Below are 16,147 nucleotides of genomic sequence, written 5' to 3'. Positions count from 1 at the left end.
GCTTCGGCGGGGCTTTTTTGTGATTCTTCTGGCGTTACGCCGCTGCTCGCCCCTTACGCGCGACCAGGAGAACCATCTTCTCAAGAGCGTAAACCGGGTCGCGTCCGGCACCCTTGAGCTGGGCATCCGTATCCGCAACGGCCTGGATACACACCGCAAGACCGTGCTCGGTCCATCCATCCATATCGCGGCGGGCTCGATCAACCTGCCAGGGTGCCATACCGTGGGCGCTGGCGAGCTGGCCCGCTCCACCACGCACGCCATAGATACGCCCCATCGTACGCAGTTTGCTCGCAAACGCGGCCAAGAGGGGGATGGGTTCTGCTCCTGTACCGAGTGCGTGCCGCAACAGGACGAGAGCCTCACCCGCCCGCCCCGCAATTGCAGAGTCAGCAACCCGAAAAGCATTAGTTTCGACGCGGCCACCGTAGTAGCGGTCAACCGTTTCCTCGGTGACCTCCGCCGAGGCATCCGCAATGAGCTGCCCACAGGCTGAGGCCAACTCACCGATATCATCGGCAAAGGCAGTCACGAGTGAGCGGAGCGCGCCGGGAGTTACCCGAACACTCGCGTGTGTAAACTCCGCCTGCGCAAATGCATAACGCTCTGTGTCTTTGGTGATTTCAGCGCAGATAATCTCGATGCCGTTGCCCTCCCCCCGGCGAACTGCGTCGAGAAGCGCTTTACCTCGCTGTCCACCGCCGTGCCGGAGCACCACGTAGGTATCATCGGCGACTTGGCTCAGGTAAGCCTGGGCATCGGCGAGAAACGCGTCACTACACTTCTCAACACTCGACACTCGAATCAGGCGTGGTTCCCCAAAAAGAGAGGGGCTCGCGAGGGTCATAAGTTCGCCGGAGGTGTAGGAATCGGCGCTGATATCGCTGATCTCGATGCTGGGATCCTCGGCGCGCAGGATATCACGGAACAGTCGGATGGCGCGATCTGCCAGAAATGCTTGGGTCCCCGAGACGAGAACGAGAGCGGCTGGCCGCACCTCGCTCCAGGAAAGCTGGGGGATCACCGCAGCCGCTTTAGCCCTGCCTCGATTATTAGCCTTTGCTACTGCCACTCCCCTAGCCTAGTTGCTCTACTTCTCAGCCGATGTCCCGGAGTTCCACACAACCCATTCAGGGCCCTCCGGCTCGCGTGACAGGGCCACCGTGCCGAGCTCATCCGTGCGGGCAACAGAGCTTCCTGCAGCGGAGAGGAGCGAGAGGGCATCATCCGTTGGATGCCCGTAGCCGTTATCTTGCCCCACCGAAACCAGTGCGACGGGTGCCCCCAGTTCACGGTAGAACTCGGGGCACTGGTCGCGCGAACCGTGGTGCGAGACCTTGACAACGTCCGGATGGGGCACGCTCCCGGTATCCCGCATGGTGGCGAGAAGTCGCCTCTGGGCGCTCTCGCCCAGGTCACCCAGAAAGATCGCGGAGCCCCGGGGTCCGTTCACCTCAAGGACCACACTGAGGTCATTGCTGTTGTCAGCATCATCTGTCGAGTCCGGGGCCCACACCCGCCATGCAGAGTCACCAACCACGCCGACATCGCCGCTGAGTCCTGTCTGTACCGGTATGCCCGCATGGTCGAGGCTGTCGAGCACAACGCCCTCACGACTCTCCCCAACGGTTGGTGCCACAACGGCCTCCCGAACCTGTCCAAGCACTCCCTCGAGCCCGCCCACATGATCCTGGTCGTAGTGGCTCAGAACGAGAAGATCAACCACCTCAACACCCATCAGGTCAAGGCAATCACGAATCAGAGTCGGGTAGGGACCAACATCAACCAAAACTGTGGCCGTCCCCGCATTGATCAGGACGGCATCGCCCTGACCCACATCGCACATGACGTAGGACCACTCGGCGGGGTGCGTAAGCTGGGCGTACCACCCCCGCCCATTGGCCCCACCCAACCCTGCACCCGCAACAAGCGCGATAGCCAGCAAGAGGACCGGACGCAGAATTGGCCGATAACCACGTCGAGCTGAGAGTCTCAGCACAATCACCCCCATAGCCGTACCCATCCCCAAGAGAAGAGCACCCAGGACACCCGAAACCCAGGAGACTTGGGCTCCGGGGAGTGAAGAACTTACCTCGGCAATCTGAGCGATCCAGGAGGATGGCCACCAGGCGACCTCGATAGCCACCCGGGCCAGGCCAGGAACCCCGGGGGCACAGACGCACGCGATAAGACCCACAATCGTTGCGATGGGGGCCGCCGGGGCCGCAGCGAGATTAGCCAAAACACCATAAACGGGAAGAACAGGCTGCAGAAGGATCAGAACCGGTTGGCAGGTCAGCTGTGCGGCGAGGGGAACAGCAAGTGCGGCGGCAATCCAGGCAGGAAACCATACCCGTAGACGCTCTGTGAGAGGACCGCTCAGGGCAAGGAGTCCCGCCGTCGCGAGCACGGAGAGAACAAACCCATAGTGACGCGCCAACCACGGATCCCACAACACCAGACCGATTACCGCGACAGCCAGCGACGATAGGCCGGCACCCGGTCGTCCGGTACCGAGCGACAGCATCACCACAAGCGACATCACTGCCGCCCGCAGAACACTCGGCTCTGGTGTCACCAACAAGACAAAGGCGAGTAGCGCCGCGGTTGCGGCAATCAGCCGGGTGCGGCGCCGCAGGCCGCACCAGCGGCCCACGCCCATAATCAGGCCGGTAATGACGGCACAGTTTGCCCCGGATACGGCGGTGAGGTGAGTCAATGAGCTCTCGACCATATCGCTCTCAAGTTCCTCCGAAACCAGCGTGGTGTCACCAATCGCCAACCCAGGAAGAAGCTGTCCGCCCCGCCCCGGCATATCTCTGGAGAGTTCCAGAAAGGATGCCCGGAGCCCATTAAGGTGCTGAAGCAGGACGCCCGGTGGGCTGACCTGCGTGGATGATGAATCAAGCCGGGCCCGATAAGCCTGCTGGTCCCCAGACGTGGTCGGGCTCAACCGAACGCTGCCCGAAACTACCCAACCGATTGTGACGGTTCGTTGTTCGGCGTCCCGCAGCGCGTTCCTCTCGGCGAGCAGTTGTACCGGTGCGCTCAGACTCACATGCGGGCCCTCCCCCGCGCACGGTCCTACTGAACGCATCGTAGCCGAGACAAATAGGCCATCGCCGAACCCCGACGCAGCACTCTCTGGGGTACCCATGATGAGGAACTCAGCACAGAGCTCAGTGCGGTCAGAAAGCAACCGCTCAAGTTCAGCGGGTGTCCGAGATTCCTCGCCAGTTGCGACACGACACCCGACAAGCCCGAGAAGCGCACAGGACACGAGAAGAAGAGTGAGCGTTCCGCCGCCCCGCCCGACCAAGAGCGTCCCAGCCCAGACCGCACACAGTGCAAATGCGCCGATGCCAGATGCCGAAGCATACTCAGGTACCCCCACAAGCACGATTGCTGCGCACCACACCACAACCGCCGGAATAACGAGCCGAAGGTCCGGCATCCGTCCGTTGCCCATCTCCTACACCGTGATCAGATCACGAAAGCCATCGAGTGTCTTTTCTCCAATACCGCTCACACCCAGCAGGCCATCGACGCTCGTAAAAGCACCGTTCGACTTCCGCCAGTCCACGATTCGCTGAGCGAGGGCAGGCCCTACGCGCGGAAGCTCCTCTAACTGGTCGCTCGTTGCCGTGTTGATATTGAGGAGACCTCCGGGGAGCCCGGAACCATTTTCTGAAGGAGCACCCGCGGCGGGTAGGGGCGGAGACTCACCCTCAGCGGGCACGTAAAGCTGCTCTCCGTCTACGACCACGCGGGCCAGATTGATGGCTGCCATATCAGCCCGAGCGGTCACCCCACCGGCCGCACCGACCGCATCGATAACCCGGGCACCCGTAGCGACCGTGTAGAGACCCGGAACCCGCACCTGCCCGAGAACGTGCACATACGCGTTATTGTCCGGACTGGGCATCGGGGTGGGCGGTTCAGACGATAACGCGGTTGGGGCGGCAACGGGTAACCGTTGAGTCGTAGCGTTCCGATCACTCAGCACACCCCAGAGGGCTGCGACAGAGAGGGCAGCAATAAAGAGCACAAGTGCAGCTAGGGTACTGATTCGCAGGCCTCGGCGCGGCTCAGCCTGCCCCGTAGGCACAGGTCCACCGCGGGTTTCCTCCGACAGCTGATCATCTAACAGGGCATCCGGGTTCTCTCGTGCTTTCATAAGGCCACGCTAGAAGAAGCACAATTTTCCCTCCACGGATGAGTCGCGTTAACGAACAACTTCCCCCCACACTCGGGGTGTGGAGGGAAGTAGACAGCGGTGCTGAGCGGGTTCGAAGCTAGAACGTCGTAGTCGCGATATTCACGATCTTCGGGGCCCGCACAATCACGTTCACAATCTGGCGACCAACCGTGGCCCTGGCAACCGCCTCCGAAGCCCGAGCCAGCGCCTCAAGATCCTCCACCGATATTTTGGGGGAAACCTCCACGCGATCTCGCACCTTGCCATCCACCTGAATGATCGCGGTCACGCTCTCCTCTACCAGCAGTGTGGGTGAGGCCTTGCGCCACTGGGCGTTGGCCACAGTCGCCTCATAACCCAGGCGATGCCACATGTCCTCAGCTGTATAGGGCGCGAACATGCTGAGCGCAACAGTGATGACCTCTGCCGCCTCACGGACAGCGGGGTCGGCCGGACCGGCACCGGAATCGATCACCTTGCGCGTCACATTGGTCAGTTCCATCAGGCGCGCCACCACCACGTTGAATTTGAACGACTCGGTCAGCCCAGGGGCCTCGGCAAGGAAACGGTGCGTGTGCCGACGTAGGGCCTGATCGCCTTTCTTCCAGTCAACATCTGGCGCACTCGAAACGTCCTTGGCGACCCGCCAGGCGCGGGCCAAAAACTTGGCCGAACCGTGCACGGATACATCCGCCCAGTCAACGTCCTCCTCGGGTGGGCCGGCGAAGGCCAGCGTCAAACGCAACGCATCCGCACCGTGCTCGTCCAACTCATCCGCAAACTCAACGAGGTTGCCTTTGCTCTTGCTCATCTTGGAGCCATCCAGCAGAACCATACCCTGGTTGAGCACGGCGCTAAAAGGCTCGGTAAAGTTCACGTAACCCAGGTCACAGAGAACCTTGGTAATAAATCGCGCATACAGCAAATGCAGGATGGCGTGCTCAACGCCTCCCACGTACTGGTCAACGGGTGCCCACTTCTCAGCCTCGGCAGGGTCGAAAGCCTGCGTACCGTCCTGGGCAGAGAGGAAACGCAGGTAATACCATGAACTGTCTACAAAGGTGTCCATGGTATCGGGGTCACGGCGCAGCTGACGCCCCGTATCGGGGTCAACTACCGTGGCCCAGGCGTCCGCCGCACCCAGCGGTGACGAACCCTTGGGTTTAAGGTCGAGTCCCTCACTCGCGGGAAGCCTCACGGGCAACTGCTCCTGTGGAACGGGAATAAGCTCACCATCCTCGCCATGCAGAATTGGGATGGGCGTCCCCCAGTAGCGCTGACGCGAGATGAGCCAATCGCGCAGACGGTAGGTCTTAGCGGAGCGGCCCGTTCCTCGCTCCTCCAACACCTCAATGGCGCGCCTGATGGCGTTGGTCTTACTCAGACCGTTAAGCGGGCCAGAGTTAGTCAGGCGCCCGTCACCCGTGAGTGCCCGGCCCGTCACCGCAGGATCAATGCTCTCGATGTCGTCAGGCAGGATCGGGACACCCTCACCATCGAACTCAATGACAGGCAACACTCCCGTAACGGGAGCGGTCGTGTCAACCACAACGCGCACGGGTAGGTCAAATTGCCGTGCAAAATCAAGATCGCGCTGATCGTGTGCGGGTACAGCCATCACGGCACCGTGCCCGTAGTCGGCCAATACGTAGTCGGCGGCCCAGATCGGGATACGCTCACCACTCACCGGATTAATCGCGTAGCGATGCAGGAACACGCCGGTCTTCTCACGCTCGGCGTTCTGGCGGTCTACCTCGCTCGTCTTCTGCACGGCGGTCAGGTAACTCTGGAAAGCCTCGGCCACCTCCGGCGTGGCCTCGGCCACCAGGTCAGCGGCGAGGTCGGCATCCGGTGCGACAACCATAAAAGTGGCACCGTAGAGAGTGTCTGGACGCGTGGTGAACACAGAGATTTTCTCCGGATGTCCCTCAACCTCAAAATCAACCTCGGCCCCGATCGAACGACCGATCCAGTTGCGCTGCATACTCAACACCTTGGCTGGCCAAGCGCCCTCCAACTGGTTAAGGTCGTCCAGAAGGCGGTCGGCGTAATCGGTGATTTTGAAGTACCATTGCGTGAGCTTTTTCTTAACCACGACAGCGCCCGAGCGCTCAGAGGTACCGTCATCAAGAACCTGCTCATTGGCCAGAACAGTCTGGTCTACTGGGTCCCAGTTAACCCAGCTAGCCTTGCGATAAGCCAGGCCTTTCTTATACATCTCAAGAAACAACCACTGGTTCCACTTGTAATACTCGGGATCGCTCGTGTGCAGCACGCGGCTCCAGTCGAACGAGGGAGCGTACAGCCGGAAGCTTTTCTTCTGCTGATCAATGTTGCTGTACGTCCACTCGCGCGGATCGATTCCCCGCTTAATTGCAGCATTCTCTGCGGGCAACCCAAACGAGTCCCAGCCGATCGGATGAAGCACATCGAAACCCTGACCGCGCCAGTAACGCGACACGATATCACCGAAGCAGAAAGCCTCGGCGTGCCCCATGTGCAGGTCGCCCGACGGGTAGGGAAACATGTCGAGGATGTACTTACGGGGGCGGACATCGCCCTCCCTGCCCGCCCGAAAAGGTTCTAGCTCATCCCAAACGGGTAACCAACGATCCTGGATGGCCCGGAAATCGTAAACCTCATCGGCGGTGGTTTCTTCAGCAGGGTATTGTTCGTCGCTCACTCAGTCCTCTTTGCATCACATCGCGGAGGCCACACACAGATTGCGGCCCGACTACCAAGAATAGCGGCATCCCGGCAGATTACGGGCCGAGAAGTGCTTGGAGAGGTGCCGCCGCCTTAATTTTGATTTCTGCAAGCTCCGCCTCGATGACGGAATCAATCGTTATCCCCCCGCCCGTGCCGATTGTCGCAACGTTACCGTCCAACATGATCGATCGGATGACCATGGCCAGATCCGTCGTCCCGTTGTCGCTCAGATATCCCCAGACGCCCGCATATATGCCACGCGGTCCGCCCTCCACGCTGTGCAGGATCTGCATAGCGCTCAGCTTGGGTGCACCCGTCATCGAGCCAGCGGGAAAGCAAGCGCGCAGTGCATCGACAGCTGTCATCCCCCTGCGCAGGCGGGCTTCAACCGTACTTACCAGTTGATGAACGTGGGCGTACGTTTCCACCCGGTGCAGAGTGGTAACCTGCACCGAGCCGATGTCGGCAACACGCTGAATGTCGTTGCGCATGAGATCAACAATCATTACGTTCTCAGCACGCTCCTTAGCGTTGCCCCGCAGTTCGAGAATGGTCGCAGCATCGTCCCCGACCGATTCGGCCCTGGGTCGTGTGCCCTTGATTGGTGCGGTGCGCACTACACCACGAGGGGTGACCGCAAGAAATTGCTCGGGGGTCGCGCTCACAAGCGAACACTCTCCCACCCGGATCAGGCCCCCGTGGTGTGTCGGGGATGATGCCCTGAGACGCTGATAGAGGGGAAACGGGGGCGGGCTTAGCCCAACCGTCACTCGGTTTGTAAGACAGAGCTGGTATGCGTTTCCGCGCCGGATTTGCTCCTGACAGGTTGTGATGAGTGCACGATAATCGCTGTCGCTGTGCCGCCAGGAGGGCAGCGGTGACGCTGTTGGCACCGGAAGTATCCGCGATACCGCCATCTGCTCATCCCCGTTCACCATGCGGGTATACAGGTCGCCATAACGACGCAACCACGCGTCACGCTTAACCTCATCACGAGCAACGAGAGTGATCTGCCGAGATGCGTGATCACAGGCAACAACGACGCCGACCTCCAGCAGCGCGGATGCGGGAATAGCCGAGAGCTCAGGTTGGGTTGGCAGACCCAGCTCGGCGACCCCCTCCTCATACCCGATCCAGCCAACCCAACCCAGATCGAACGAGGGGTTCTCCGCAGACCCACTCGCTTCTACCGGTGCCGGTACCCGCGTAGCCAGCTCGGCCAGGAAGGTTCCGGGTAACAGAAGGGCGTCGCGGATACCCGCGGCACCCTCCCCCGTAGCATCAGCGGACACTGTGCCCAACCGCACCACACCCTCGGAATCAGACCACAGTAGCCGTTCGCCCTCCCCTAGATAGCTGACCCCCGCAGAAGCGTTGCCACCCGTATCAAGCCAAAAAGAGTAGGGGTTATCTCCATAGAATGCGGCATAAAGTTGCTCGGGGTCAATCCAGCCCACAAGGGTATGACGGAAATGAGGTGCGGTCACTGTACTAGCCTAGAGTGGCTCGCGCAATCCGGCTGGGCAACACCGTGGGAGAAGCCTTGTGAGTGAACTCTTTTGGTGGGATGGCACAAGGCTCAATCCCGCCACGGACCCTGAGCCAATCGAGCGCCCCCTCCTCGCCGCCGACTCACACCGGGTGGTTGACGGGCGAGCTGTTGGGCTGGATCGCCATCGGGAAAGGTTTCTGTTCTCGGCTCTCATTATGGGGTTCACCGACCTGGCAGAGTACACACCCTACTACGCCGCCTCTGCCCAGCTCCTTGACGGGAAGGGTGAGTGGTTTCCCCGATACGAGTTGGTGTCTTGCCCCGACGGGCCGAGGTTGGCTCTGCTGCGCCGCGTGGCCCCGCCACGGACATCGGGTGTGGCCCTCATCACCAACTTCAGCGACCCCCGTCGGATGCCCACCGTTAAAGGACCGGATCTGAGAGCCCTCCGTCGCCTCAACGACGCCACCCGGTCCACGGATGCGGTGGTCACATCCGATGGACCCGCACATGAGACCGTCCTCTGCACCTCGCAGGGTCTGGTGATCGAGGGAACAACCACATCGCTCCTCTGGTGGCGAGGGGGAACGCTGTGTCGAATCGCGGACAACCAGCCCCGGGTTCGGAGTATCACCGAAGAGATTATCCTGGCCGTCTCGGCGGAATGGGGAATCCCAACGGTTGATGATCAGTTGAGGGCAGACGATCTCGGCAGCACCGAGCTGTGGGCGGTCAACGCGCTGCACGGCATCCGCCCCGTCGTGACGGTTAACGGTGCACCTGCGGCCCCCGCTAATCGCGAACGTCTTAACGCCTATGAGCAGGCCAGGACGCAACGGTACCAAGCGCTCAGCACGCCGTTCCACGCGCCGTCCGGCGGAGCCTAGGGCTCCCGGTCAATCTCCAAGAATCCGTCGCGAATCAGTTCGCGGACGCGCGGAAAGAGCGCAAGCCCTAACTCACGCTCATCAGCGGACAGCAGATCGGCCAGCGCGCTCGCGATAGCTCCGACCGTGAGCTCACCGTCACAGGCTCCCACACATGCCGCCAGTGCCGTGTCTGCGGCGACGGTACGGCCAAAGCCGCCACCCTGCACCAGCTGGATCACGGCAGGATGATCCTCCCCGGGGAGGTAGTGCCGATGCTCGGTGACATCGGAGGCCACGACACACCGCTGCCGGGCGAGTTCGCTGTCGCTAAGCCCCGCCAGCAACCGGGTGGCCATCAGACTCTCGGCCACGTGACGGCCGAGCCCGAGGGGGTTGTGCCCGAGGGGACCCGAGCAGCGTTCCAGTCGTCGTAGGGGCGCAGCAGCGAACTCCGATTCTGCAGGTCGTGCCACCAGCACGTAACCAAACCCCACCTCAGTGATGCCCCGCTCCTCAAAGTCGTGCAACCATAGGTCGTAAAGATCGTCAAAACGGGGTGTCCGAGGGAGGACACCACCGTCGCGAATCCAGGTCTCAGCATAGTCCTCGCACGACTGGCGCTCACGTTCGACAGCCCAGACATCCGAGACGGTTCCCTTCAACCAGGTGAGTACTGGCCCCAGATCGGGCTCACCCCGGCGATACTCCCAGTTAGCGAGAAGCTGCGCAACGCCCCCCGGCTTGAGCACCGAGGATACCCCGGTCGCAACGGCCCGTACCAGCGCATCACCGACCATTCCTCCATCACGGTACTCGTATATGGGCGCACCGTCCGCACGCGGCGTAATAACAAAGGGCGGATTGCTCACCACTCGATCAAATAGTTCACCCGTGACGGGCTCAAACAGGCTTCCCCTGCGAAATTCGACCTCCGTAACGCCGTTGAGCGCACAGTTCATCTGCGCGATGCGCAGTGCGCGTTCAGAAATATCAGTGGCAACGACCCGCCGCGCATAGCGGGTTGCGAGCATCGCCAACACACCGCACCCCGTGCCCAGATCAAGAACACTGTCAACCCGATCCGTCACGGCGCACGAGGCCAGAGTTCGCGTAGCACCACCGACCCCCAGCACATAGTCACCGGCAAGTTCATCACCACGGCTCAGTTCTCCCTGATCAGACAGGATGATCCATTCCACGGTACCCTGAGGGTCAGTGAATACCTGGGGGCGCGCATCCAGGAGTGGCGCAACCATGCCGTGATCAACGTCAACCCGCACCAGATGGATGTCGAGCGCACCGGGAAGAGTCACACCGCTCAGGGCTGCCTCAGCGTCAGCAAACGGCACCTTTTGGCCCAGCACAAAAAGCGCCACAAGGGTGTCCAGCGATGTATTCAGTCCCTGCCTGCGGCGAGAGGCGAGCCGCCGCCGCGCCGGCACCCCCTGAGATCTTTGGACAGCGGGCCAGGCCTCCCCCAGAAGATCGACCAGTCCCTCAGCTGTGTACCCTGCGGCCCGAAAGTCGTCCGCCAGGTTGTTGAGTGCCTCCGATATTGATACGGGCAGGTCCGGGACCGGGAGGTGGTACGAATCAGGAAATTCAGACATAGATCAATAGTGCCGCATGAGCACCCGACCCTCGCAATCACACGATCTCTGGACCCGGCCAGGGGGTATACGTCCACGATGAGTACGGAAATTGGCCAGATTTGCATCAATCCTGATCTGAAGTCGATGCTCGCCTCAGAGCGCCTTGTCAAACCGTTAAAGCGATACGCCTTAGCCGTCAACGATCGGAATCTCGCGGGTCTCCGTCCGGGAACGAGTATCCGGCGTCAGCAACCAGAGCAGCGAACCGCTGAGTAGTATCGCCCCTGTCACCGCAAACGCGACGGAGTACCCCGCGGCATCGGCTAGGAAACCGATCACAAGCGGCCCCAGGACCGCCCCCAGGTCCGAGACCATCTGAAATGTTGAGAGTACCTGACCGCCACGGGCGCGAGAGCCAATCACATCTGCGATAACAGCCTGCTGAGAGGGGGTCGCAACCCCCGTACCCACCCCGGCCAGTGCAGAGAGGGCCAGACACACCCAGAGCTCGGGAGCCATCCCGAGGAAAACAGTCGCCAATCCGGCCACCCCAAAACCGGCGCAGATGAAGGGCCGACGCCCGTATCGATCCGAGAGTCGGCCAGCCGGGATGATCACGGCCGCGTTGCCCACTGCATAGGCGGTCATCGCGAGTCCAGCAGCGGCAGGGCTGTACTGAAATGCCTCGACAACAAACATAGGAACAAGCGAGACGCGCACACCAAAAGAGGCCCAGCCATTGGCAAAATTAGCGCCAAGCGCCGAGCGGTAGGGCCGCAGCTGAAGCGCACGACGCAGAGTAAGCGCAGGACGCTGGTCCTGTGCCTGCTCCTCGGATAGGGGTGAGTTTCCCAGGGCTGTTGCCACAACCACACACGCGATTATGAGCGCCAACGAATAAATCACAAAGGGGGCCCTGAGGCCAAAACTGGCAAAAGCCGCACCCAGCACCGGGCCACCGATGCTGCCCACAAGAAAACTACCCGAGTAGAGGCTCGATATCCGAGCCCGCATGTGGGAGGGGCTGATCCGAATCAGCAGGCCCATGGCCGAAACCGTAAACATGGTGGAACCGATACCACCCAGGGAACGCAAAAAAAGCAGTTGCCAGTAGCTATCAGCGAGGGCACAGGCACCGGTCGAAAGCGCCACAATCGCGAGACCGCTCAGGTAAATTCTCTTTTCACCAAACTTCTGCACCAGCTGGCCACTTGCCGGGGCAAATAACAGACGCATGAGTGCAAACGAACTCACGATGGCGCTGGCAGCCCCTATGCTTACCCCAAACTCGCGCGCATAGGTGGGCAGAACTGGTGCCACAATACCGTAGCCCAACGCAATCACAAATGCCGCGCTGATCAGAACAAAAACTTCTCGCGGTAGTCCAGCACGCTTTGTTTCCAACACAACCCATCCTCACGGCGAGGGGGCCCAAAACCTCGGACCCCCTCACACCCTAAATGCTCACACGGCGCGCCGTTTTTCCCCCACCTTACGGGAGGGTCGAGTCTGGCACACTGGCCACAGCTGGCTCATCTTCATCAGCACGAAACTGAGCCGTGTACAGGTCAAAATAGGCTCCCTTGGCCTCAAGCAATTCGCTGTGTGTGCCCTGCTCCACGATGCGGCCCGACTCCATCACCAGAATGGTATGAGCATCACGGATGGTTGATAACCGGTGTGCGATCACAAATGACGTGCGATCAGCCCGCAGCGCGGCCATGGCCTGCTGCACCAGCAGCTCTGTTCGGGTATCCACCGACGAGGTCGCCTCGTCCAGGATGAGCAGCGACGGATTCGCGATGAAAGCCCGCGCGATTGTGAGCAGTTGGCGTTCGCCCGCCGACACACTTCCACCATCCGCATCGAGCACGGTGTCGTACCCGTCCGGTAGCTGACGCACAAAACGATCCACCATAGTGGCCTGCGCCGCAGCGATCACCTCTTCGTCGGTGGCGTCGAGCCGACCGTAGCGAATGTTCTCCCGAATCGTGCCCTCAAACAGCCACGCATCTTGAAGAACCATTCCCACCTGTGAGCGAAGCTCAGCACGCGATAGAGCGGTAATGTCCACCCCGTCAACCCGAATGCGGCCTCCGGTCAGCTCATAGAACCGCATCACCAGGTTGACCAGGGTCGTCTTTCCAGCACCAGTGGGACCCACGATCGCGACGGTCTGCCCGGGCTGGGCCGAGAAGGATAAGTCCTCAATGAGCGGAGTATCAGCACTGTACCGGAAGGACACACCTTCAAACTCCACATGGCCGTCAGTGCGCTCCGGCAGGTTTTCGGTGGCGTTTTCCTGGTCTTGCTCTCCGGCATCCAGCAGCTCAAAGGTCCGCTCAGCCGAGGCAACGCCTGACTGGAGCATATTGGCGATGCTGGCCATCTCGGTGATGGGCTGCGTGAACTCACGAGAGTACTGGATGAACGCGGTTGCGTCGCCGAGCGTCATCTGTCCGGAGGCTACCCGCAAGCCGCCCACAACCGCAATCAGCACATAGGAAAGATAGGACACAAACGTCATGGCCGGCATGATCATGCCGGAGACAAATTGTGCACCAAACGCGGCCCGATAAAGCTCTTCGTTGCGCACGTCGAATTCTTCCAGCATCTCCTTATCGCGCCCAAACACGCGGATAATTTCCTGGCCCGAGAATGATTCTTCAACGTGCCCATTGAGGGAACCAGTATTCTTCCACTGGGCAGCGAAGAGCTTCTGAGATTGCGCCCCGATCACACCCGCAATAATGCCCGACAGAGGCAACGCGATCAGCGCGATCAGCGCCAACTGCCACGACACAATAAACATCATGGCGATGATACCGATCACGGTCAGCAGAGACTGCACCAACTGCGAAAAGGCCTGTTGGAGGGCAGCTTGGATATTATCCACGTCGTTGGTGACGCGAGACATCAGGTCTCCCCGCTGGCGCGTATCAAAGTAGCTGAGGGGCAATCGGTTGAGCTTCTCCTCGATACTCTGGCGTAGGCGAAACACCACACGCATGACGAGACCGTTAAGCACGTAGCCCTGCGCCCACATGAGCGCCGAGGCAATCGTGTACATAGCGAGAACGATCAGAATGAGTCGTCCCAGCTCGGTAAAGTCCACGCCCTCACCGGGTACCACGGAGGTTCCCTGCAACATGTTGGCGAACTTCTCATTCCCCTGGGCACGAACCTGCTTGATCGCCTGATCAAGCGGTATCCCAGCGGGCAACTGAGCACCGAGAACGCCGTTAAATATGACGTCCATCGCCCGCCCGAGAATTTTGGGAGCGATCACCGTGAGAATTACCGAAACGATCACGAGCAGAACAACGATAGTCATCTTCACTCGTTCGGGCTTAAGCAGCCCAATGAGTCTTTTAGCTGAGGGCCAAAAGTGCTGAGCCTTTTTAGCGGGTGCGCCACCGAACATGTCACCGTCCGCCTCAGAGGGCGTGTATTCCATGCTCGACTCGACCGCGGCAGTGTCGGTCACGGGTACGCCATCATTCTTTGTGCGCTTCGCCACGGCTATGCCACTCCCTCGACGCTCAACTGAGACTCAACAATTTCTTGGTAGGTTTCGTTACTCTCGATCAATTCATCATGGGTGCCCCGACCCACAATAGCTCCGTCGTCAATCACAATGATCTGATCCGCCTCCATAATGGTGGAAACCCGTTGGGCCACGATAATGACCGTCGCGTCACCGGTCGCGTCACCGAGGGCAGCACGTAGACGAGCATCCGTCGAAACGTCCAGGGCGGAGAACGAGTCATCGAAGAGATAGATTCGTGGCTGCGCCACGAGCGCGCGCGCAATAGAGAGCCGCTGGCGCTGCCCGCCAGAAACATTGGTACCGCCCTGAGCGATGGAACTCTCAAGTCCGTCTGTCTTATCCCGTACAAAGTCGGCACCCTGAGCCACACGCAACGCGCTCCACAGTTCCTCATCGGTCGCGACAGCCCGCCCAAAACGTAGGTTGGAGGCAATGGTGCCGGTAAAAAGGTAAGGTTTTTGGGGCACAAGGCCCACGACTGCGGACATTTGCTCACGGGTGAGGTCCGCCACGGGCACACCGTCGATCGACACCGACCCCACCTGGGGATCGTAGAGTCGTGGGATGAGACTCATCAGCGTCGTTTTACCGGAGCCTGTTGACCCGACGATCGCCGTCACTTTACCCGGTTCTGCGGTGAAGCTGATGTTGTCGAGAACGGGACGCTCCGCTCCCGGATATCCAAAAGTCACGTTGCGGAACTCGACAATCCCACGTGTAGGTGTCGGCACTGTGGCCTCTCGGGGTGCCTTCAGCGTTGAATCTGTCGCCAGCACCTCATCAATCCGCTCGGCGCACACTACGGCCCGCGGAATCATCATGACCATGAAGACCCCCATCATCACGGCCATCAAAATCTGAAGCAAATACTGCAAAAACGCGGTGAGAGAGCCTACCTGCATATCCCCAGCGTCCACCCGCTGCCCACCGAACCAGAGAACCGCAGCCGTTGCCAAGTGCAGCACCATCATAATCACCGGAAACATGAGCACGAAGATGTTTCCCACCCGCACGGATACCCGAGTCAGGCTTTCGTTGGCTTTTTCGTAGCGGGCCGACTCGAAGGGTTCACGCACAAAGGCTCGAACCACCCTGATACCCACAATCTGCTCACGCAGGACACTGTTGATGCCGTCAATACGATCCTGCATCTGACGAAAAAGTGGCATCAACAGGTAAACGAGGAAGCCTACAATTGCGAAAAGGACCGGAACGGATACCCAGACAAGCCATGACAGACCGACGTCCTCACGCAAGGCCATGACGATACCACCGATACACATGATTGGTGTTGACACCATAAAGTTGAGCGTCATCAGCACGAGCATCTGTACCTGCTGGACGTCGTTAGTACTTCGCGTGATAAGTGTCGCCGTGCCGAATCGGCCCGTTTCCAGCGCACTGAGCGAATCGACTTTACGGTACACCTCGCGACGCAGGTCACGCCCAATAGCCATGGCCGTGCGGGCACCACAGTAGATGCCACCAATCGCCGTGGCGACCTGGACCAGGCACACAAGAAGCATCCGAACCCCGGTTGACCAGATAAAGTCGGTGTCACCCTGGGCCACGCCCTTATCGATGATCAGCGCGTTGAGGCTCGGTAGGTAGAGCGCGGCGATTGTGGATACCAGCTGCAGCACAAATACGGCCACGATCCACCCACGATAAGGCCGGGCATGGCGAAGAACAAGAGAAATAAGAACCAACTGGCATCCTGACAATTACGCAACAAAA

10 protein-coding genes are annotated in these 16,147 nt (G+C 60.3%); 1 reads left to right on the top strand and 9 read right to left on the bottom strand.

What is annotated here, in order from left to right:
* Window positions 1-34 precede the first annotated feature (34 nt).
* The 5 genes from holA to FB466_RS10660 form a co-directional block, all read right to left on the bottom strand.
* The gene (holA, locus tag FB466_RS10680) at window positions 35-1,072 is read right to left on the bottom strand and encodes a DNA polymerase III subunit delta (protein ID WP_141918396.1); all 1,038 of its coding nucleotides are present in this window, start codon (window positions 1,070-1,072) and stop codon (window positions 35-37) included.
* A gap of 18 nt (window positions 1,073-1,090) precedes the next feature.
* A complete protein-coding gene (locus FB466_RS10675) occupies window positions 1,091-3,469 on the bottom strand; it encodes a ComEC/Rec2 family competence protein (protein ID WP_141918395.1) in 2,379 nt (792 codons plus the stop codon).
* 3 nt (window positions 3,470-3,472) lie between these two features.
* Window positions 3,473-4,177 carry a helix-hairpin-helix domain-containing protein gene (locus FB466_RS10670; RefSeq protein ID WP_141918394.1) on the bottom strand — a complete coding sequence of 235 codons (705 nt, stop codon included), beginning with the start codon at window positions 4,175-4,177 and terminating at the stop codon, window positions 3,473-3,475.
* Window positions 4,178-4,295: 118 nt separating this feature from the next.
* A complete protein-coding gene (gene leuS / locus FB466_RS10665; RefSeq protein WP_141918393.1) occupies window positions 4,296-6,881 on the bottom strand; it encodes a leucine--tRNA ligase in 2,586 nt (861 codons plus the stop codon).
* Window positions 6,882-6,960: 79 nt separating this feature from the next.
* A complete protein-coding gene (locus tag FB466_RS10660) occupies window positions 6,961-8,394 on the bottom strand; it encodes an anthranilate synthase component I family protein (RefSeq protein ID WP_211344811.1) in 1,434 nt (477 codons plus the stop codon).
* Between the two features lie 58 nt (window positions 8,395-8,452).
* Between FB466_RS10660 and FB466_RS10655 the strand changes: the two genes are divergently transcribed.
* A complete protein-coding gene (locus FB466_RS10655) occupies window positions 8,453-9,286 on the top strand; it encodes an aminotransferase class IV (RefSeq protein WP_141918392.1) in 834 nt (277 codons plus the stop codon).
* Here the strand turns inward: FB466_RS10655 and FB466_RS10650 are convergent.
* The 4 genes from FB466_RS10650 to FB466_RS10635 all read right to left on the bottom strand — a co-directional run bounded on the left by FB466_RS10650 (window position 9,283) and on the right by FB466_RS10635 (window position 16,119).
* The gene (locus FB466_RS10650) at window positions 9,283-10,878 is read right to left on the bottom strand and encodes a DUF7059 domain-containing protein (protein ID WP_141918391.1); all 1,596 of its coding nucleotides are present in this window, start codon (window positions 10,876-10,878) and stop codon (window positions 9,283-9,285) included. The genes FB466_RS10655 and FB466_RS10650 overlap by 4 nt on opposite strands.
* A gap of 171 nt (window positions 10,879-11,049) precedes the next feature.
* Window positions 11,050-12,267, bottom strand: coding sequence for an MFS transporter (locus tag FB466_RS10645; RefSeq protein WP_211344810.1), 1,218 nt, complete (start codon window positions 12,265-12,267; stop codon window positions 11,050-11,052).
* A gap of 85 nt (window positions 12,268-12,352) precedes the next feature.
* The gene (locus FB466_RS10640; protein WP_141918706.1) at window positions 12,353-14,317 is read right to left on the bottom strand and encodes an ABC transporter ATP-binding protein; all 1,965 of its coding nucleotides are present in this window, start codon (window positions 14,315-14,317) and stop codon (window positions 12,353-12,355) included.
* A gap of 65 nt (window positions 14,318-14,382) precedes the next feature.
* The gene (locus FB466_RS10635; protein ID WP_141918390.1) at window positions 14,383-16,119 is read right to left on the bottom strand and encodes an ABC transporter ATP-binding protein; all 1,737 of its coding nucleotides are present in this window, start codon (window positions 16,117-16,119) and stop codon (window positions 14,383-14,385) included.
* Between the last annotated feature and the right edge of the window lie 28 nt (window positions 16,120-16,147).

Source organism: Klugiella xanthotipulae, from assembly GCF_006716695.1.
GTDB lineage: Bacteria > Actinomycetota > Actinomycetes > Actinomycetales > Microbacteriaceae > Klugiella > Klugiella xanthotipulae.
This window is presented reverse-complemented; position numbering and strand designations above follow the sequence as displayed.